Raw genomic sequence first — 19,573 nt, 5'->3', positions numbered from 1 at the left:
CTTTGCAAAGCTCACTTTCTGCGCTTCTTAAACGTTCATACAAGGTGCAGCTCAGGTCGGCTGCCCGCCATCCGGTCAGGATCACGTACGTCACCAGGCCGAGAAGCATTCCTGCCTGAGAACTTTGGCCATCCACCAAGCCACAGCCAGAAATACAGGAAAATTGCGCGAGCGACCGGCCGAAAACAAAATATGTGCAGCTTTGTCAGCCGTTGTGGCCCCGTCGGTTGCGTGTGACCTTCGGGTGCATCCGAAATCATCGAAGGACCACCCGAATGGCATCCAACACCTCGAAGCGCGATCAATCGTTCGACCTCAAGAGCGGCACGACGGATGCCGCGGTCGTCTCGCGCTACTACGACGACTGGGCCGCGACCTATGACGAGACGCTGAAGTCCTGGAACTACCAGGCGCCCTCCGATGCCGCCGGACGGCTTGCCCCTCACCTCATGCCTAGGGACGCCGTCCTCGATGTAGGCTGCGGCACGGGCCTCTTCGGGCAGGCCATGAGAAGCCACGGCTCGTTCCGGATGGTCGGTCTCGATATCTCCGCGGAGAGCCTGCGGCTGGCGACGGAGCTCGATCTCTACGAACGACTGGTCGAGCACGACCTCCAGAAGCTGCCCCTGCCCGTCGAGGAGAATTCAATGGCCGGCGCCGCGTCCATAGGCGTTCTGACCTATATTGAGAATGCTGCGGACATGCTGCGCGACCTCTGCAGATGCGTCCGCCCCGGGGGCGTCATCACCTTCACCCAGCGCACGGACCGCTGGACGGATCTCGACTTCGGCACGACGGTCGAGGAGATCGTCCGGGAAAATCTGTGGACCGTGCTCGAGATCAGCGAACCGCAGGACTACCTTCCCGGGAACGAGGACTTCGGACAGCAGATCCAGATCATCCATACCGTTTGCAGGGTGACCTGACGGGTCCGGTCCTATCCGGAGAACTTTATTCATGGCCCGAGGGATGGCCCCCGATCCGAAACCGTGTAAGACACACTGAAGTTTTTCCCGTGGGAGGCCAAGTTTTTCCCGTGATCTACATGTAGGCGCCCACCGGGCGCTCTTTCCATATTTAGACCACGGCGGTTCGGGTCTTTTGCCGGTGCATGATCCCGACCGCGGCTGCTTCGGGCGAGGAGGTGAAGATGGCGCGCAAGGCCCTGAACAGGGCGAACCTCGTCGCCCTCGGCTCGGACACGCTTGCGGACCTGCTGCTCGAAACGGTCAAGGGCGATGCCGCCCGGCAGCGGCGGGTGCGCATGGCGCTCTCGGCCGATCAGGGGCTGGAGGCGATCCGGGCGGACGTCCTGAAGCGTTTCTCTTCGATCCGCCGGGGCCGCAGCTTCCTCTCGCGCAAAGCGCAGAAGAAACTGGCGCAGGAACTGGCGGATCTGACGCAGCTCATCGAGACCCGCATCGCGCCCGACGCCCCCGACACCGCCTTCGATCTGCTCTGGACGCAGCTGCACCTCGCCGCCGGCATCCACGAGCGCACCGACGACAGCTGGGGCACGATCGGCGACGTCATGGGGGATGCGATGGCGGCCATCGCGCGTCTCGCACCGCGGCTGAGCAAGGCGCCAAAGGCGCTGGCCGAGGACATCTTCGAGGCGATCTCGGAGGATGGCTACGGGGCCTTCGACGATGCCGTGCCCTCTCTGGCCGAGGCGCTCGGGGCTACCGGCCTGGCGCGCCTCAGGACACTGGCTGAAGCGGCACGCGATGCGCCGCTGACCGAGGCCGACCACGCCCGGTACGATTTCATCCCGGACGACGATGCCCGCGCCGAGCGCGCCCTCGCAGGGCGGAGCCTGACGGCGAACATGATCCTGCGGGACGTCGCCGACGCGGAAGGCGACGTCGACAGCTGGCTCGCGCAATACACGCCCGAGCAGCTGACCTATGTCACGATCGCCCCCTCAGCCGCGACCCGCCTGCTGGAGGCCGGCCGCCCCGAGGAAGCGCTGCGGTTGGTCGAGGCCGTCCGCCCTCGGGACAAAAGCGATCCATGGAACGACACGCCCGAGCTCGACGAGGCGCGTTTCGCCTGCCTCGAGGCGCTCGGGCGCACGGACGAGTTGCGCGCCGCCCTATGGCACCGCTTCGAGCGACACCTCTGCCCCGCCGCCCTGCGCCGCCATCTGAGCCTCCTGCCCGACTTCGACGACATCGAGGCCGAAGAGGCCGCACGTCGGCTCGTTCTCGCGCACGAGCCGGTCGAGCAAGCGCTGGTCTATTGCCTCGAGGCGCCCGACCTGCCGCTCGCAGCAAACCTCATCGACGCCCGCAGCGACGAGATCGACGGCGACGCCTACGAGATCCTCACCCCGCTCGCCGATGCCCTCGCCCCGGGTCACCCGCTCGCCGCCGTCCTCCTCTGGCGCTCGATGATCGACTTCGCCCTCGATCGAGCCCGCTCGGGGCGCTACGGCCACGCCGCGCGCCATCTGACCTCCTGCGCCACGGCGGACGCCGAGATCGAAGACTACGGCCCGCACCCGCCCCACGCGGACTATCTGAACAGCCTGCGCCAGGCGCATCCCAGAAAGACGGCCTTCTGGCAGCGAGTGCGGGCGGAATGACGTATCACTGCGCAAACACGGCGAACCATTTCTAGCTTCGAAGTATATCTGGGCCCGGCCGTCGGCCGCATTGCGCAGATAGCGGAATTTGCAAAGTGCGTATTTTGCCGCGTTCAGGCGGCGTTCCATGCCGCGGTGCCGCGTTCAGCAGCTGACATCCGCTGCGTGTGCATCATCCGCGAGGGCCATACGGGCAGCGGCAAGGCCCTCACCAGATGTGTTGGTGAGCCAGGAAAAATCTCTACATCAAAGGATCGAGACCACGTCATGACCTCGCAGATTTCTGCGAGGGCGCGGCCTCGTCCAAACATCAGCCTCGCAGAGGATTGACGCTGTGAGTGTCAGACCACCGATGCGACCAACACCCACAGAGCCATGACAATCACTACGACGGAGCCCACCGAGAAAAAGGTGGCCCGTATCTCATGGTTCTGTGCTGTTGCGTAAGCATAGGTGTGTGCGAGACGCGACAGAACGAAGGTGGTGAAGAGAAGCACCGCCACCCATAGGGGCGGCTGCGTAGTCACGAAGACAAGTCCGGCGGCCAGGAAGGCCGGAATGCTCTCAAGGTCGTTCCGCTGCATGCGGCGCGAGCGCTCGACTGTCTCGTTTCGGTCCATCTGATCGGGCCGGGGGTTCCGGTTGGCTACCGTGGAACGAAGATCTTCGGGATTGAGAAGGCCCGCGTCGGTTTTCACCATCAGCACCACGGTCATCCACCCCTGACCCATCAGCTTGAGTATCATGAGCGCGGCCGCAGCCGCGTAAGCTGCAAAGACCGGGTTCTCCATCGTGAGGGCAGAGGTCATATAAGGCACTCTCCTGCGGGGGCTTCCGCAAGATCAGCTTATCACGGCTCGCGGCATGTGGTTGCGAGCATTTTGTTGCCGACCGCATAGCGGCCCGATTTTCTGGCACGGGACAACCTCATCGGGTGCGATCTTCAACACATCCGGTAAGGAGCTTGGGGCAGCAGTGCGGACGAAACCGCCGTTCGCGAGCTCCCAGACCAAGGCGGCACTCAGCCCGATCACGACATTCGTGCCAGCCGCGCCGATAGGCCTGCTGCAGCCGCGAGGAAATTGGTAAATTCACGAGACCGGCCATTCGCTGCGGTTGCGAAGCCGGGGTCTGAGAACGCGTTTCGCTTAATGCCGCCTTCTATCTCGATCCGGCAAGATACATGTCTCGAGGAAGCCGTATTGCTCGCGATTTGATGGCGAACGGCCTCCCATCTGGCATCAGTGCGTCGCCCGTGATACTTGACAAAAAAACTTGGTAACTGGATGGCATCATGCTGCGCTGGCCCTTGATACTATTTCCCTTGGTCGTCGCAACGGAAACGGCGCACGCGCAGTCGGACTGCGAGGGCAAGTATGTGACCTCGGAGGCCGTCTACGCTGCACCGCTGTGTCTGCCCGAAACGCCGACCCGCGTTGTCGTGCTCGACGCCAGCTTCGGTCTCGGGATTGGGCTCGACGTCGGTCTGCCCATCATCGGCGCACCGCTCGACCGGATGAGCGACGAGGGTCTGAATGCAAGGGCCCGCGAGGCTGGCATCCAAAGCCTCGGCTTCGTGACCGAACCCAGTCTTGAGACCCTCGTGGCTCTTCAGCCTGACCTGATCGTCGGCCTTGTCGGCAGCGAGTCGATGGCCAGCGGCATCTATCCGCAGGTGTCGCAATTCGGACCGACGCTTCTCTACACCGATACCGACTGGCGCGACTTCTACCGGCTGATGGCGGGGTTCACCGGCGAGGAAGACACCGTCGAGTCGCGCCTTGACGATCTCGATGCCCGCCTCAAGGACGTACGCTCGCGGATGCCCGCGTCGACGGTGTCTGTTCTGCGGATCACCTCTTGGGACTTTCAGGTCTATCTCGACGCACCCGAAACCTACGCACCGTTCGAGATCATGCGGGAGGCCGGGGTCCGGCGCACGGACTACGAGACCACTGACGATCCGACGCTGTCCATGAAGCGGCCCGACTGGGAAGAAATCGCCGAGCTCGACGGCGAGGTGCTCCTCTACGTCGTGGGCGGCACGAACGCCTCGGATTCCGACGGCCGCCACGAGGAGGTGCTGGAAAACCCGCTCTGGCAGATGCTGCCTGCGGTTCGCTCGGGCAATGTGCATCGGGTTGATCACGGCCATTGGATGCAGTTCAGCGGCATCGACTCGGCGCATGCCGTTCTGGACGATCTCGAACGCTATGTGATCGACACCGAATGAGGCCTGCCCCCGGCGACATCACCGGACTATTCGCCGGCATGGCGGTGCTGGTGCTTCTGATGGTTCTTTCGATCGGTACCGGAAGCTCGGACATTTCCTGGTCTGCCATGATCGAGGCGCTGCGAGACCCCGGCGATACGCGCGCCGATCTGGTGGTCTGGCAGGTGCGCCTGCCGCGCGTCTTGGCCGCCATAGGTGCGGGCGCGGCGCTCGCCGTCGCTGGAGCGATCATGCAGGCGGTGACGGGCAATCCTCTGGCAGAGCCCGGGTTGATGGGCGTCAATGCCGGCGCGGCATTCGCCGTCGTTATCGCGCTTTCGGCCTTCGAGGTGACCGCGAGCGGAACCCTGACCTTTGTCGCCATGATCGGCGCGGGGTGCGCTGCTGCACTCGTCTATTCTCTCGGCGCGGCAGGCCGAAGCGGACCGACACCGATCAAGCTAATCCTTGCAGGCGTGATCGCTGCAACTTTCCTCGGAGCCGTGACCAACGCAATTCTCCTGTTCGACGCGCAGACGCTCGATACGGTGCGCTTCTGGACGGTCGGATCGGTGCGCGGCCGGGATCTCGGCCAGGTCGTGGCGGTCCTGCCATGGATCGCTCTGGCCGTTTCGGTCGCGCTCGGGCTCGGGCGCCAGTTCACGACCCTCAGTCTTGGCGAGAGCGCGCGCGGGCTAGGCCAGAACCTCAAGGCGTGGCGAGGCATTGCTGCCGCGCTGGTCGCCGCCCTCGCAGGAGGCGCCGTCGCGATGGCCGGGCCGCTTGCTTTCGTCGGGCTTGTAGTCCCGCATATCACGCGGATGATCGTCGGCCCGGATTATGCACGGATTCTGCCCTTTTCCGCGGTCGGAGGCGCGGCGCTCGTCCTTGCCGCGGACACGGCGCCGCGAGCCATCCTCGCCGTTGATCTGCCTGCAGGCGTCGCCACGGCGTTGATAGGGGCCCCGTTCTTTGTCTGGCTGGCACGCAGGCACGGAGTAGACCGCGGATGAGTCCCTGGATCCCGGCTCTCTGCACCGGCCTCGGCGTCCTGTTCCTCGCGGCGCTGGCGCTGGGGGACCAGACCATTCCGCCATTGGACGTCATCGGCGCACTGATTGGGGAGGAGGGCCCCACAGGCATTATCGTCACACAGCTGCGCCTGCCGCGTGCGATCATCGGCGCGATCGTCGGCGCGGCACTCGGCCTCGCGGGTGCGGTCTGTCAGACGATCATGCGCAATCCGCTGGCCGATCCGGGTATCATCGGGATAAACGCCGGCGCGGCGCTTGCCGCGACGCTGGTCATCGTCGAGATCGGCAGCCTCCCCGAAAGCATCCTGCCGGTCGCGAGCTTCACCGGTGCGCTCGCCGCGACCGTAGGGATCTTCGCGCTGTCGTGGCGCAACGGCACCACGTCGCTGCGCCTGATCCTCGTCGGCATCGGGATCTCGGCCTTCGCCGGAGCCTGTGCCAGCTTCATATCGACTTTCGGGGAAGTGGCCGCGGTACAACGTGCAATGGTCTGGCTTGCGGGATCGCTTCGGGACAGCCGGTGGGACCGGCTGCCGGAGCTGATCGGCTGGATGCTTCCCGCCTGCCTGCTGATCGCTTTCGGAGCCCGTGAGCTCGACCTGATCGTCCTTGGCGACGACGTCGCGCGCGGCAGGGGCCAGCCGGTGAACCTCGTGCGGATCGCGCTCCTCTTCGGAACGGCGATGATCTGCGGTGCCGCCGTTGCCGCAGCGGGGCTGATCGCGTTTGTCGGACTTGCCGCTCCGCATATCGCCAGAGGCCTCGTGGGGCAGAGGCACGCGGCGCTGCTTCCGGCCTCGGCGCTGACCGGGGCCTTGCTCGTACTCGCGGCGGACCTGATCGCGCGGCGGGCGCTTGCCCCTGTGCAGCTTCCTGTCGGCATCGTCACGGCGATGCTCGGCGCGCCGTTCTTCGGAGTGCTTCTGTGGAGACGTCGCAATGACTGAGAACCTTGCCGCGCGGAACCTGACGCTCGATTATGGCCGCACCACGGTCGTCGATGCGCTGGACCTCGACATCCATCCCGGTCGCTTCACAGCGCTTCTCGGGCCGAATGGCTGCGGCAAATCGACGATACTTCGTGCGCTCGCCGGGCTGCTGCGGCCGGCGGACGGCGAGGTGATCCTCGACGGTCGTTCCATCGCACAGACGGGGACCAAGGCCCTCGCGCGGCGGGTCGGCATTCTCGCGCAAGCCGCGACAGCGCCGGACGGCCTGACGGTCGAGGATCTGGTGCGGCAGGGCAGATATCCGCATCGCTCGATCTTTCAGCCGTGGCAGGAAGACGACCGACGCGCCGTGGAGAATGCCCTTGCCCGCACGGCGCTGACCGATCTGCGCGACCGGCCCATCGACCGCCTGTCCGGGGGGCAGCGGCAGCGGGCATGGATCGCCATGACGCTTGCGCAGGAGAGCAGCATCGTGCTGCTCGACGAGCCGACCACCTATCTCGACCTTGGCCACCAGGTGGAAGTTCTCAGCCTGATGCGGCAACTCGTGGACCGCAGCGGTGCGACAATCGTCGCGGTTCTGCACGACCTCGTGCAGGCGGCACGGCATGCCGATCGCATCGTGCTCCTGGCCGGCGGGCGCATCATGGCACAAGGCGAACCGAAGGATGTTTTGACACCGGACAACCTGCGTGCCGCCTTCGGGGTGGAGATTGTCGTTCTGACGGATCCCGACACAGGCGCACCAATCTGTCTGCCACGCAGTGCCCGCCCCGGTGATGCCCCCCTGCAACAGGAATGCGGGGCCTCTCTCGATTCCACAAATATCTAACGAAAAACGTCGGGAATTTGGCGATTAAAGCTGAGTAAATCAGTAAGAATCATACTGGAGGCTCCGCCGTGTCCCCGAAAATCCGCAAGCCCGCCCGCATCTGCCTCGCAAGCCTTCTTGCGAGCGCGTCTTCCTTGGCCGCTTCGGCGGTGATCGCCCAAGAAATGGGGGACATCGCGTTGGATCCGATCATGGTCTACGGCGACCGGACGACCAGCGAGGCTGCACAAACGACGGCCTCGGTCGGCATCGTTGAGGAGGAGACGCTCTCGCAACCTACCACGGACACCTATCGCGATGCCTTCGACCGCGTGGCGAACGTCAACACAGGAGACGCGACCGAGAGCGGTTTCGTCCTGCGCGGTCTGAACTCCGAGGGCCTGACGCCCGGCGGGTTCGGGGCGCCTCTGGCGTCTGTTTATATCGACGGCGTGCAACAGACGGTCGAAGGTGCTCGGCGGGGACTTCGCTCCACCTTCGACGTGGAGCAGATCGAAGTCTATCGCGGCCCGCAATCGACGCTAACGGGGCGGAACGCGCTTGCCGGTGCCATCTACCTGCGCACCAAGGATCCCGAATTTGCCCGCTCCGGCGAGGCACAGGTTCGCGTCGGCTCGGACGAGCGGAGGCAGGTCGGTCTCGCATTTGGAGATGCGATCAACGACCGGCTCGCCTACCGGGTCAGCGGGATCTACTCCGAAAAGCAGAGCGACATCGATTTCCCGAGTTACGAGCAGTATGACCGCTACGACGACTTCGTGACAGACGATTACTGGACGGCGCGCGCCAAACTGCTGTGGCTGCCGACGGGGAGCGACGATACACGTGTCCTTCTGAGCTACAGCCATTCCGAGGACAGCCCGACCACCAACTTCATTGCGGGCGAGGACTTTTCCACCGCCGCTGAGGGCTTCGACGAGCGGCGCGGCGACATCTACGGCGCTCTGACCCCGGACGTCTATGCAGGCTTCGGCCTCCCCGAGGTTCCCGGCTATCAGGACGTGCCGCGCAAGACGATCGTAGACAATGTCGGGCTCGAGATCACCCATGCGTTCTCCAACGCCCTCGAACTGACGTCTGTCACCGGCTACACCAGATCGACGACCGAGCGGAAGTCGATCAATTTCGGAACTGACGGCGCGACGGGCACCACGAACGGCAAGTTCGAACAGGAACTCTTCAGTCAGGAGCTCCGCCTCAATTACGATGAGTCCGGCCGGCTGCGCTGGGTCGCTGGCCTCTACGCTGCGCGCGAGAACCAGACCGCCTTCCGCGAGCAGGACATCTTCGGTCCGACGAGGACGGACAACGAGACCGAGATCACCAACTACGCCGCCTTCGGCGAGGTCGAGTACGAATTCCTGGAGGGCATCTCGATCATCGCGGGAGGCCGCCTGGACGATATCTCGATCGACCAGAAAGCGGAATCGAGCGGCGTCGACACCGAAACGGACTTCGAGGACAGGGTCTTCCTGCCGAAGCTCGGGCTTCGCTACGACGTCACGCCAAACCAGCAGGTCTCTCTCGTCTATCAGGAAGGATACCGGCCGGGCGGCGCCGGCATCCAGTTCTCGAGCGGCGATACGTACGAATACGATCCCTCCGAGACGCAGAATGTCGAACTCGGCTATCGCGGCACCTTCATGAACGGCGCGCTCCGGGTCAACGCGGCGCTGTTCTATCAGGAGTGGAACGACCAGCAGATCGAGCTTCAGGAAATTCCCGGCGATTTCAACAGCAACTATATCGACAACGCGGGACTCTCGGAATCCTGGGGCGGAGAACTCGAGCTGACCTACGCTGCGACGCCGCTCGTGGATCTGAACGCGGCGTTCGGCGCTCTGACGACCGAATTCACGGACTTCGAGGCCGGAGGCGTGGATTATTCGGGTGAGGTGTTCTCGCTGGCCCCGGAACGCACCCTCTCTCTCGGGGTGGACTACAACATCGGCGGCACCGGCATCTTCGCCTCGGCCGACGCCACCTACACCGGCGCATACAAGTCCCGGATCGAGACGGGAACCACCGACCGGGTCGATCTCGGGCAGTACACCATCGTCGATGCGAGCGTCGGCTACGGCTGGAACAACGGCGCATCGATCACCGCCTATGCCTCGAATCTCTTCGACAAGGAGTATTTCACCTACGAGGCAGGTCCGAACGTTCTTGCCGGTCTCGGTGAAGGCCGGGAGATCGGAGTGCAGTTCGGCTACCGTTTCTGAATGGTCGCCGAAGCGAGAACTCGACTTGATCTGCCCTACGCGGACGGCGCAGCCCACTTCTCGAATGTCGCCGCCGCGCGGGAGCTCGCAGTCACACATAGTGAGGGCGGACTGCGCGTGCATGCGCAGCTTGGCACGATCGATCTTTCAAAAGCAGGGGAAGCGAGCGAGCTGCTGCTGACTTCCGAAGACCAAGCGACGTTGCAAGCACTTCGAGACTTCTTGACCACGCGCCTTGCCGCGGCAGGGATCGTGTGTCGCTGGGAGATCACCGGGTCCCGCGAGCAACCGCACAACTTGAGCTTCGGGACGGTCGAGCGGATCGACCGCATCTCACCCTCCTTCACGCGGATTTCGGTCACGGGACCCGATCTTTGGCGTTTCGCGGAGGGGCGGCTGCACTTCCGCCTTCTCTTCGGACCGAACGGCGCGGGCTGGCCGCATCTTGACGCGTCCGGCGTCACCGCATGGCCAGGAGGCGTCGAATCCTGGCACCGACCGGTCTACACCACGCGCGAGATCCATCGCCTTGGCGAGGCCGGCGCGCGGCTCGTCTTCGACGTATTCCGGCACGAGGGCGGCCGCGTGACCGCTTGGATCGACGGGGTCGCACTCGGCGAGACCGTCGCAATCACCGGACCGAGTGGAAGCCGTGTGCCGCCGGCTGCGCGGCGTGTGGACCTGGTAGGTGACGAAACCGCCATCCCCGTCATCGCCCGGATCATTGCCGGGCTTGCCGCCGGAACGTCTGGTACTGCCCGGCTGTTCGTTCCTTCAGAGGACGATGTTCAGAGCCTCCGCGCGCCGGAGGGCTTTCGCGTCATGTGGATCCCGCGAGACGGGGGTGTTTTGCCGGTGCATGCCGGTCTCGCGCTCCCGATCCCGCAGGCCGATGCATTCAGCTTCTTTGCTGGGGAACGCGATGACATGCTGGCGGTGAGGGCCCGTCTGATCGAGGCTTCAGCACCTAAGAACCGGTATCATGTCGCGGCCTATTGGTCGAAGGCGCTGGCAGAGGGATGACCTGAGCCAAGCTCCGGGCGCTCCTGTTGTTAGCGCCAGCACCTTGTTTCTCCAGCTTGAGCCTGCTCGGTTACTGTATCAAAAGCTCGCATGAGCGGCGAACGTCCGGAGCCCGCCTCTCGTGCCGCAGTCAACCGCGACGCTCTGCTGACCACGTCCGTCCGCCATGTGCGCTCGATATTTCCAACGTGTTCGAACTCGGCCGGCAGCGTTGTCCGGCCCATCTGGTCAAATCTCAACGGCATCCGAGATAGCAAGAGCGCATCTTCGCGCTCGACCCCGAGGTAGCGGATTGTTGAGCCCATCTTCGTATGCCCAAGGAGCAACTGAACGGCCCGCAGGTTCCCGGTCTTTCGCTGGATTTGGGCGTTAGAGAACGTTTCTGTCTGACGATGCGGCCCTTATCCCGAGCCGTTTGGCAGGGGCGCATTGCGGGAAGAAATGCTGCAGACAAAACGTTTTTTCCGCTCCGCCACGCACCAACCCATCGCCGACCCCCGTGTCGGCACGTGATCTTGACACGCCGCGGTGCCGCAAGTCGGTTTCGAGCCTCTTAAGATTCATGTTGAGTTATCCGACAGCCAGTTTGAGTCCGAACCAAGGCCCCTGCCTTTGGCTGCATGTTCTTGCATGCGACTCAAGCGGGTACTGCGACCCTCTGGCCGTCTCCTCGCGTCAGGATCTCCATCCTCAATGAAAATATGTCGTGTAGCGCCTCCGCATGCATAAGGTCGGCCGGTGCGCCATCAAGCGCGATACGCCCGTCTTTCAGCGCGACGATGTGGTCGCAAAACCGCGCCGCCATGTTCACCTCGTGCAGAACCACGATCGCGCTGCGCTGCCGATCCTGGCACATCTTTCGCACCAGGCGCATCACCTCGACGGCGTGGGCAATGTCGAGAGCGGAGGTCGGTTCGTCGAGAAGCAATGTGGAGGCCTGCTGGGCGACCATCATTGCCAACCAGCATCGCTGGCGCTCCCCGCCAGACAGAGTATCCACCAGGCGGTCGGCGAAGGGTGCGATACCGCATTCAGCCATTGCAACGCGCACATATGCGTCATCCTCGGGACTGAAGCGGCCCAGGGCACCGTGCCAGGGATAGCGCCCGAGCGCGACCAGTTCGCGCACCAGCATGCCCTCGGCCGAGGGCGGGCTCTGCGGCAGAAAGGCAAGTCTGCGTGCGTATTCGCGTGCGCTCCAGTCAGGGAGCGGCGTGCCTTCGAATTGGACTGAACCGGTGGAGGCGATCTGACGTGCAAGAACCTTGAGCAGCGTCGACTTCCCCGATCCGTTATGTCCTATGAGGCCGATCACCCGGTTTCTCGGCAAGTCCAGGGTCACGCCTTCGAGCAGCCGCCGGCCGGGCACATCGACGCATAGGTCGTTGATCGAGAATAACGTGGTCATCTCTGCCCTCTCATGATCAGCCAGAACAGCCACGGCGCCCCGATCAGCGAGGCGAACAGACCCAAAGGCAGCTCGTACGGGAAGCCTGCCATGCGTGCGCCGAAATCGGCGAGCGTCATCAGAAGCGCTCCAATCAGCGCGGCGCCGGTCACATGCAATCCCGGCAAGGCAAGGCCGAAGCGGCGGGCCAAATGGGGGGCCATCAGCCCAACGAAGCTGAGCGGTCCGACCAGGACCGTAGCCGCTCCGGTCGCAATGCCGGCAAGCAGGATCAGGCTCAGCCGCGCTCCGCGCAACGGCAGGCTCAGACCTGCCGAGACGCCATGGCCCAGCGGCAAAATTGCCAGCCATCGTCGTCCTGCCACCGCCGCGATCCAGATGGCACTGGCCACCGACAACAGTCCCAGAGCCCCCGGCATCAGCACCGTCGCGGAAGATCCGCTGAGCCAGGCAAGCACTGTCCAGGATTTCGCGTCTCCCGATGCCATCATTGCCGACAGTACCGCCGAGGCCAGGGATGATACGGCGATGCCGGCGAGAAGGATGCGCTCGGTCGGCATATCGCGGCGGAAGACATAGGCGCCGACCACGGCCAGTGCGATCACGCCGCCCGTCATGGTTCCTGCATACAGCATTGCGCCGCTCGGAGCCGCAAAGGCATATACGACGATCGCGAACCCCAGCGAGGCACCGCCCGACACGCCCAGCACCTCGGGAGACGCCAGCGGGTTCCCGGTCAGGCGCTGAAGGATTGCACCGGCGGTTGCGAGAGCCGCACCCGCCGAAGCGGCGGCGATCAGCCGGGGCAGTCGCATCGGCAGGAAATCGGCAAAACTCTGTGCGTCGAGAATAGCCCATCCGCCCGGTACCCGCCCGATCCCAACCAGAAGCATAGCTGCCGCCAGAAGCATCGCGAGCAGCGTGAGGAGCAGCGGCATGGGGCGATCACGTCGCGGAGCCGGTCCTTCGGCGGCCTCGGTCCCCGGAGGAGTGGACCCGCGGAGGCGGGGCAGCAGCCAGATCATTAACGGCCCCCCGATCAAGCCCGTAAGCGCGCCGGTCGGGAACATCTCGCCGCTGGTTCCGGCAACGATCAACACCAGACCGTCGCAGACCGATAGGATCAGCGCGCCAAGAATGGTGGATAAGACGAGCCGCTCGGGAATGCTGCGGGCGCCGAGGCTGCGTGCCAGAGCCGGGCCGGCAAGGCCGACAAATCCGATCAATCCGAGCTCGGCAGATACCGCACCTGCGAGGGCAACCGCAACGGCGATGCCTGCCAGCCGTACCGCTGCCACGTTAAGCCCGAGCCCGGACGCCCCCTCGATCCCCAGCGACAGAACTCGCAAAGGTCGCGCCAGCAAAGCCGCAGCTGCGCCACCGAGCGAGAGCACCAACGTCAGCGCCTGCACGCCCGACCAGTCCTGCTGCACCAGAGAGCCGCCGTTCCAGATCACGAGCGACAACAGGTATTCACCTTGCGCCAGCGTCACGGCCGTAGCAATCGCGCTCGCGGTCAGCGCCACGAGCATGCCGACGACAACCATGGTCACCGGCGCGAAGGCGCGCCTTGCACCAGCTGTCATGACCAGCGCCGCGGCGAGAACGGCACCTGACATCGCTATCGGCCAGCGCCCTGCCATAAGAAGATCGGGCGCAAGGATAGTGGTCAGCACAAGCGAAAGTTGAGCGCCCGAGGAAATTCCGAGGGTGGTCGGGTCGGCGATGGGATTGCGCAGCACAGTCTGAAGGATCGCCCCGGACAATCCGAGCGCCGCCCCCGCGACGAGGGCGATGACGCCGCGCGGTATCATTCCGTACGCGAGGATTATCTGCTCGAGGCTCATCTCTTCCGTCCGAAACGGAAATGACGGCCACGACGATACCGGAAGCATTCGGGTGGCGGCCCAGCACCAGAGGACGAGTGCCAGAGTTGTGACCAGCCCTATCGTGATGAGCCAGCTTCGGATCACAACTGAACCGTCTGCTGCCGGATAAGGGCGTCGCGCAATACCCTGGCGAAACGCAGCGCGGACGGCAGCCCGCCGAAGGCGTTGACCTCAGGCAGTTGATAAAGTCGTCCATCGGAAACCGGCGGAAGCGCTTTCCAGAGCTTGGCGCGCGCGAGGCTGCGTTGGGCGTGGGCAGGCACCTCGCCGACGATTACCACCCGCGCCTCGGGCATGGTTGCTAGCTGTTCTATCGGCACCGGCGCCAGAAAGCTGAACCGGGTCCGGCCCTCCCACGCATTGGTGAGGCCGAGCCGGGAGATCACCGAGCCGAACAGGCTGTCGAACCCGAAGGCGCGCAAGTGACGGGCATCGCCGATATTGATCAGGCACAGGGGCCGATCGGCAAAGCCGGACAATTCGTCCGCTATGGCGTCCAGTTCCGCTTTTGCGCGGGTGTGGGCTTTGATGGCGGAACTGGTATCGTCGACGGCAGTGGCGAGGTCGCCGAGTGCCGACAAGGCCTTTGGCAAGGGGGGCTCGCCCGGTATGTAAAACGGCAGGTTCAGTACCGGCGCAAGCCGAGACAGACGGGACTCGTACCGCGTATAATAGGGAGAGATCAGGATCAGGTCGGGTCGAACCAATTGCAGGAGTTCGAAATTCGGCGCGCCGCGCAGACCGAGATCGACCACATCCGCGGGAATGGCTGGGGTCGGCGATTCAGCCCGAAACCGGATCAGCTCGCAGGCCGCGACGGGCATGTGTCCGATGGCCACGGCAGTCTCCAGCATGGCCCAGTCGATGGCTGCCAGCCGCGGGCCACCGGGATCGGCGCGCCCAGACGTTGCCGCCGCCAGCGCGAGGCCGGCGGCGGAGATGAAGGCACGGCGAGAGAGAGAGCCGCGTTCCTCAGTCTTGGGTGTCACCACTTATAGCTGACTTTGGCCGAGAACGTCCGGCCCTCTCCATAGTAACAACCGAAAGAGCCACAACTCGACACATATACATTGTCGAACATGTTATCGACATTCATCGAGATTTCCATGTTGTCCCTGGAATAGCCCGCCGCCAAGTCGACTACGGTAACGTCGTCGATATCGTAGGTATTTGCCAGATCGCCCTTGCGGTCACCGATATAGCGGGCGCCGCCGCCAATGCGGAAACCGCTGTCGAAGGACTGGTCCAACCAGATGCCTGCAAGATGATTTGGTGCATTGGGCAATTCGTTCCCATCATTCGCACCATCCGGCTCGATCTGCTCCGTTTCGTTGTAGGCGTAACTAGCGCGGAAGTTCAAACCCTGGCGGAGTTCGGCAACCGCCTCAAGCTCCAGGCCATAGGACTGAACCTCTCCGATCTGACGCTGACCGAGCGGAGCGCCGAGATTGACCGTCAGATTCTCCTGCCGCAAGTCGTAGATCGCAGCCGTGAACAGGCCGTTGAAGCTGTCAGGTTGGTACTTTGCCCCCACTTCGAACTGCCTGGCCTCCAATGGCTTCAGTTGATCACCAGCACCGTCCACGCCGATCACCGGATCGAAGGATGTGGAATAGTTGGCGTAAACGAGTGTTCCCGGTGCGACCTCGTAGCCGAGCCCGGCGCGACCAGTGAGGGCATCGTCAGTTTGATCGATGTCGCCCTCGCCGGCAAAGTTGGTGAACGTGGTGCCCTCTTGTTTGGACCAATCGTAGCGCAGCGCGAAGGAACCGCGGAGGCGTCCGGCGGTGATTTCATCCTGCGCATACGCGCCAATCTGGGTCTGCGTGATATCGGGCGTACTGACATACCAGGCATCGCCTGTGGGAATGTTACCGTAGTCGGGGTCCTGCCAGTCAAGGTTTTCGCCGTAATAGAATTCGGTGATGGTATCGGCCTCGTAGCGCCGGATATCGATTCCGAACAGGAGATCGTGAGTGGCCGCTCCTGTCGCGATCTCTCCCGTAAGCCGGGTATCGAGGTTGATACCTGAGTTGTGTTCGACCTGCCGGTTCGCGCCACGGGTAATTTCTGTGCCGCCGTTCGCAGTGCCATTCACGTAATGGCCATAATACTCCCAATCGAACTCTTCATACCGAAACCCTTGGCTCAATGCCCAGCCGTTCGGCAGCTCGTGGTTCAGCTCGTACCCGAGATTGAAGATTTGGCGGTCACTTTCGTCCCAGTTTTCTTCGCCGGTATAGAGTTCTCGCAGGTCGTCGTCGTCGCCCTGATCGACAAGTGCCGCGGGTATCCCTGGGGGAGAAATCGGGGAATCGTCGGTATACGACGAGATGAAGTCGATCGTGGTGCGATCGGTTGGTCGCCAACGGGCTGCGAGGCCGACATAGCCGCGTTCGTTCCCGAGCTCGTCGATTTGCGAGTTGAAGTCTTTTCCGATCCCGGTCAGCCGGAACGAAAGATCCTCGGTCGCCGTCCTGTTAAAGTCGAAGAAGACTTGATTTGAGCCGTTGTCATCAAACCCCACTCCAACTTCGCCGAAGTCGAAACTTTGGGCGCGTTTCTGAACCTGGTTGATAATGCCCGCAGGTGAGCCGGCGCCGTACAGCGACGAGTTCGGCCCTCGAAGGACCTCGACTTGCTGAAGCGCATACGTTTCATAAGCAGGGGCCCCCAAGTATCGAAGTTGCCTGAGGCCGTTGACGTACTGAGACCCTCGCGCCTCAAAGCCACGTATGGTGGGACTGTCGAATCTGGGATCGACGCCGAAAGGTTCTCCCAGGACGCCCGCCGTGTAGCGCAAGGCTTGCCCCAGGGTTTGGGCGTTCTGATCATCGATCTGTTGCGCCGTTACGACCGAGATCGACTGCGGTGTTTCGGCAACCGGGGTGTCGCTCTTGGTCGCCGCCTGACTGTAGTCGGCAACGTAGCCTTCAGCTTGGGCAGTAGTGTCGGTTGTCGCGGTAACAAAGATCGGATCAAGCTCGATTGAAGACCCGTCATCTTGCGCTCGAGCCAGTGCTGGGACAAGTGCGGTCGCACTCGCGCCAGCCAGTAGAAATGCGCGATATGTGCTTCTCATAACAGCCTCCTGCTTCACTGGCAGTCACCTAACTGTTTTTGTCGGGAATGGCGTATGAGGGACGCGCTGGTTTTGGCCAACTCTCACATCCTGTGTCGTTTACGACACAGGCGAGCAGGTCTTGATGCGATGCCAGACGCGGGGACCGTGGCCCCGAGGGCTTAGTAGCATGACTTTGGGCTTTGCTAGATTGAGGGCGAGTGTCCCCAATGTCTGCAATGCTGCCCATCGGGCCCTCGCTGATGATGCACCTGCGGCGAATGTCAGCTACTGCACGCGGCACTGCAGCATGTACATCCCCGAACCCGGCAAAAGACGCACTTTGCAAATTCCGCTTCCTGCGCGGCGCGAACCTTGGGACGGATCGGGGCATCACCAATGCTCGGAGTGCGTCGCCGGATGTCCGGTTCCGGGAAACCGGCGGGTTCTCTTCGCAATCGCAGCGAAGCAGCGGATGCGCCTGATCCGAATGTCGCGTTTGGGCTGACTGCGGACCTCGACCACGTTGTTCTTGAGCGGCCGCATCGCAGACTTTCCGGTGGTTCGGCCGGCCAACCGATACAACTGCACATGACAATGAGGCGCTCGCGGCCGCAGCAAGCGGAGTTCTGCGTCGCGGCGCAGATCACGGAAGCGGTCGTTGGAGGCTGCGTCAAACCCGGGAATCGTCCTTAGCCCGAGCGAGTACCGGCGAAGTCTCGACAACGGGCCGGACTGTGCGCGGCAGATATGCGATGCCTCCCTGCGCCGTCTCGGCGTGGAGCAGATCGACCTCTACTATGTTCATCGGGTGGATAAGGATCGGCCCGTCGAGGAAAGGATGGAGGGCCTCGCGGGCCTCGTGGACGAGGGAAAATTGGCACGGATCGGTCTCTGGGAGGTAAGTGCCGAGACGCTCCGGCGCGCGAACGCCGTTCACCTGGTCTCGGCGGTTCAAACCGAATGTTCGCTCTGGTCCCGCGGCCCCGAAGCAGAGGTTCTGTCAACCTGCCGCGAGCTTTGCATCGGGTTCGTCCCGTATTCTCCGCTCGGTCGCGGCTTCCTGACAGGCCGCTTTCAGGACGGGCAGTTCGAGGACGGGGATTTCCGCGCCTCGCTCCCGCGGTTCCAGGACGAGGCGGCGCAGGCGAACCGCCGGATTGCCGATCTCGTCGCGATGATGGCGGAGCGGAAGGGTTGCACGCCGGCGCAACTGGCGCTCGCGTGGCTGCTCGCGCAAGGGCGGGACATCGTCCCGAGCCCCGGCACGAAGCAGCCGAAATACCTGCGTGATAATGTCGGTGCGGTTGCTGTGACCCCCAATCTTCATCCACCCGAAGCCGGAGCCTGGCGGTCAGCTTGGCGCGGGTGCGCCGGTGGAGCAATGGGCGATCCGCGCAGCGTTTCAGGTGCGCGGAGGGGATCGTCCATTGCGGTGAGCTTGGCGGCATAGGCCGTCGGTGGCATGTAGCCGAGCGCGGAATGCGGCCGGCACGAGTTGTAATCGGCGACCCACCGGGCGGTGGCGTCGCGAGCGTGATCGAGGCTGACGAACAGGGTTTCGTTGAGGAGTTCGTCACGCAGCGGGCGTTCGGCACCGCTTCCACGAGGATCGGTGCCCGCGTGCCGTCGCCATCGTCGCTCGGACCGATGGCGCAACGATGGCGACCCTTCTTGCGTCCCCGCCTGCGCTTCACCGACAATCCCTCCTCGCGATAGATGCGCTCAGTCTTCTTGCGGTTCTCCACGAGGCCTTCCTGGCGCAGCAGAACGTGGAGCCGCCGATAGCCGAACCGCCGGCGCTCCCCGGCAAGGTCGCGCATACGGTCCCGGAGCGCGGCATCCTCGGGCCGCCGGGCGCAATACCGGATCATCGACCGATCAGCGCCGATCAGGTGACACGCCCGCCGCTCGCTCATCTCGTGCGTTTGCACAAGCCGGGCGACCGCAAGCCGCTTCGCGGCGGGCGTCACCACTTTCGGCCGAGCAAATCCTTCGGCGCAGTATTATCGAGCATCGCATCCGCGTAGAGCCGCTTGCGCTTGGCGTTCTCTTCCTCGAGCGCCTTCAGCCGCTTCACGTCAGACACATCCATGCCGCCATACCGGCTCTTCCACGTATAGAACGTCGCGCTGCTGATCCCGTGCCTGCGGCAGACGTCAGCAGTCTTCGCGCCCGCTTCCTGCTCCCGCAGAATCGCGATGATCTGCTCTTCGCTGAACTTCGATCTCTTCATCTTCCGGTCCTCTTATAGGGCCGGACTCTATCATCAGATGGAGGGAAAACCGGGGGTCACAGCACGGTGAACGTGTCGCTTTCGGAGGACGATTTCGCCGATATCGACGCCGAGCTCGC

The 19,573-nt window shown here is 63.6% G+C and carries 14 protein-coding genes and 2 pseudogenes; 9 read left to right on the top strand and 7 right to left on the bottom strand.

All coding sequences use genetic code 11. The features are described from left to right. Positions 1-275 precede the first annotated feature (275 nt). Together OCH239_RS16875 and OCH239_RS16870 are read left to right on the top strand one after the other, a co-directional pair. Positions 276-926, top strand: a complete 651-nt coding sequence (locus tag OCH239_RS16875) for a class I SAM-dependent DNA methyltransferase (protein WP_037265223.1) — start codon at positions 276-278, stop codon at positions 924-926. 224 nt (positions 927-1,150) lie between these two features. Next, positions 1,151-2,587, top strand: coding sequence for a DUF6880 family protein (locus tag OCH239_RS16870; protein WP_037265222.1), 1,437 nt, complete (start codon positions 1,151-1,153; stop codon positions 2,585-2,587). A gap of 341 nt (positions 2,588-2,928) precedes the next feature. Here OCH239_RS16870 and OCH239_RS16865 read toward each other — a convergent pair whose 3' ends face one another. Continuing rightward, positions 2,929-3,396, bottom strand: a complete 468-nt coding sequence (locus tag OCH239_RS16865) for an MAPEG family protein (protein WP_037265221.1) — start codon at positions 3,394-3,396, stop codon at positions 2,929-2,931. 485 nt (positions 3,397-3,881) lie between these two features. Here OCH239_RS16865 and OCH239_RS16860 point away from each other — a divergent pair, with 485 nt between their 5' ends. The 6 genes from OCH239_RS16860 to OCH239_RS16835 all read left to right on the top strand — a co-directional run bounded on the left by OCH239_RS16860 (position 3,882) and on the right by OCH239_RS16835 (position 10,860). Then, a complete protein-coding gene (locus OCH239_RS16860; RefSeq protein ID WP_037265220.1) occupies positions 3,882-4,820 on the top strand; it encodes an iron-siderophore ABC transporter substrate-binding protein in 939 nt (312 codons plus the stop codon). Further along, positions 4,817-5,812: a FecCD family ABC transporter permease gene (locus OCH239_RS16855; protein WP_037265218.1), complete on the top strand. Its 996-nt coding sequence runs from the start codon at positions 4,817-4,819 to the stop codon at positions 5,810-5,812. The genes OCH239_RS16860 and OCH239_RS16855 overlap by 4 nt, the downstream gene beginning before the upstream one ends. Then, positions 5,809-6,780 carry a FecCD family ABC transporter permease gene (locus OCH239_RS16850; protein WP_037265216.1) on the top strand — a complete coding sequence of 324 codons (972 nt, stop codon included), beginning with the start codon at positions 5,809-5,811 and terminating at the stop codon, positions 6,778-6,780. The genes OCH239_RS16855 and OCH239_RS16850 overlap by 4 nt, the downstream gene beginning before the upstream one ends. After that, positions 6,773-7,615: an ABC transporter ATP-binding protein gene (locus OCH239_RS16845; RefSeq protein ID WP_037265212.1), complete on the top strand. Its 843-nt coding sequence runs from the start codon at positions 6,773-6,775 to the stop codon at positions 7,613-7,615. Before OCH239_RS16850 ends, OCH239_RS16845 begins: the two co-directional genes overlap by 8 nt. A gap of 68 nt (positions 7,616-7,683) precedes the next feature. Then, positions 7,684-9,837 (top strand): TonB-dependent receptor, encoded by a 2,154-nt coding sequence (locus OCH239_RS16840; RefSeq protein WP_037265209.1) that lies wholly within the window; start codon positions 7,684-7,686, stop codon positions 9,835-9,837. A 222-nt stretch (positions 9,838-10,059) separates the two neighbouring features. Continuing rightward, on the top strand, positions 10,060-10,860 hold the full coding sequence (locus OCH239_RS16835) for a siderophore-interacting protein (RefSeq protein WP_211242010.1): 801 nt from the start codon (positions 10,060-10,062) through the stop codon (positions 10,858-10,860). A gap of 637 nt (positions 10,861-11,497) precedes the next feature. Here the strand turns inward: OCH239_RS16835 and OCH239_RS16830 are convergent. The 4 genes from OCH239_RS16830 to OCH239_RS16815 are packed head-to-tail and all read right to left on the bottom strand — an operon-like array spanning position 11,498 to position 17,239. Next, on the bottom strand, positions 11,498-12,268 hold the full coding sequence (locus OCH239_RS16830) for an ABC transporter ATP-binding protein (protein ID WP_037265206.1): 771 nt from the start codon (positions 12,266-12,268) through the stop codon (positions 11,498-11,500). Next, entirely contained in the window at positions 12,265-14,241 is a 1,977-nt protein-coding gene (gene fhuB, locus OCH239_RS16825; protein WP_037265203.1) for a Fe(3+)-hydroxamate ABC transporter permease FhuB, read from the bottom strand. Before fhuB ends, OCH239_RS16830 begins: the two co-directional genes overlap by 4 nt. Next, entirely contained in the window at positions 14,238-15,149 is a 912-nt protein-coding gene (locus OCH239_RS16820; RefSeq protein ID WP_037265201.1) for an iron-siderophore ABC transporter substrate-binding protein, read from the bottom strand. Before OCH239_RS16820 ends, fhuB begins: the two co-directional genes overlap by 4 nt. Continuing rightward, positions 15,143-17,239 (bottom strand): TonB-dependent siderophore receptor, encoded by a 2,097-nt coding sequence (locus OCH239_RS16815; protein ID WP_037265199.1) that lies wholly within the window; start codon positions 17,237-17,239, stop codon positions 15,143-15,145. The genes OCH239_RS16820 and OCH239_RS16815 overlap by 7 nt, the downstream gene beginning before the upstream one ends. Positions 17,240-17,879: 640 nt before the next feature. Between OCH239_RS16815 and OCH239_RS16810 the strand changes: the two genes are divergently transcribed. Continuing rightward, positions 17,880-18,671, top strand: a complete 792-nt coding sequence (locus OCH239_RS16810) for an aldo/keto reductase (protein WP_244430382.1) — start codon at positions 17,880-17,882, stop codon at positions 18,669-18,671. 10 nt (positions 18,672-18,681) lie between these two features. Here the strand turns inward: OCH239_RS16810 and OCH239_RS24000 are convergent. Both OCH239_RS24000 and OCH239_RS23375 read right to left on the bottom strand, forming a co-directional pair. After that, positions 18,682-18,802: pseudogene (locus tag OCH239_RS24000) on the bottom strand (integrase core domain-containing protein); the annotation flags it as partial. Further along, positions 18,802-19,454: pseudogene (locus tag OCH239_RS23375) on the bottom strand (transposase); the annotation flags it as partial. The pseudogenes OCH239_RS23375 and OCH239_RS24000, both read right to left, overlap by 1 nt. Between the last annotated feature and the right edge of the window lie 119 nt (positions 19,455-19,573).

It is taken from the genome of Roseivivax halodurans JCM 10272 (assembly GCF_000521785.1).
Classification (GTDB): domain Bacteria; phylum Pseudomonadota; class Alphaproteobacteria; order Rhodobacterales; family Rhodobacteraceae; genus Roseivivax; species Roseivivax halodurans.
Note: the sequence above shows the minus strand (reverse complement) of the source record. Positions and strands in the feature narration are given on the sequence as shown.

Bases quoted from the DNA above. Each gene is read 5' to 3' on its own strand.
- OCH239_RS16875 (WP_037265223.1), top strand. From the start codon at position 276: ATGGCATCCAACACCTCGAAGCGCGATCAATCGTTCGACCTCAAGAGC.
- OCH239_RS16870 (WP_037265222.1), top strand. From the start codon at position 1,151: ATGGCGCGCAAGGCCCTGAACAGGGCGAACCTCGTCGCCCTCGGCTCG.
- OCH239_RS16865 (WP_037265221.1), bottom strand. From the start codon at position 3,396: ATGACCTCTGCCCTCACGATGGAGAACCCGGTCTTTGCAGCTTACGCG.
- OCH239_RS16860 (WP_037265220.1), top strand. From the start codon at position 3,882: ATGCTGCGCTGGCCCTTGATACTATTTCCCTTGGTCGTCGCAACGGAA.
- OCH239_RS16855 (WP_037265218.1), top strand. From the start codon at position 4,817: ATGAGGCCTGCCCCCGGCGACATCACCGGACTATTCGCCGGCATGGCG.
- OCH239_RS16850 (WP_037265216.1), top strand. From the start codon at position 5,809: ATGAGTCCCTGGATCCCGGCTCTCTGCACCGGCCTCGGCGTCCTGTTC.
- OCH239_RS16845 (WP_037265212.1), top strand. From the start codon at position 6,773: ATGACTGAGAACCTTGCCGCGCGGAACCTGACGCTCGATTATGGCCGC.
- OCH239_RS16830 (WP_037265206.1), bottom strand. From the start codon at position 12,268: ATGACCACGTTATTCTCGATCAACGACCTATGCGTCGATGTGCCCGGC.
- OCH239_RS16815 (WP_037265199.1), bottom strand. From the start codon at position 17,239: ATGAGAAGCACATATCGCGCATTTCTACTGGCTGGCGCGAGTGCGACC.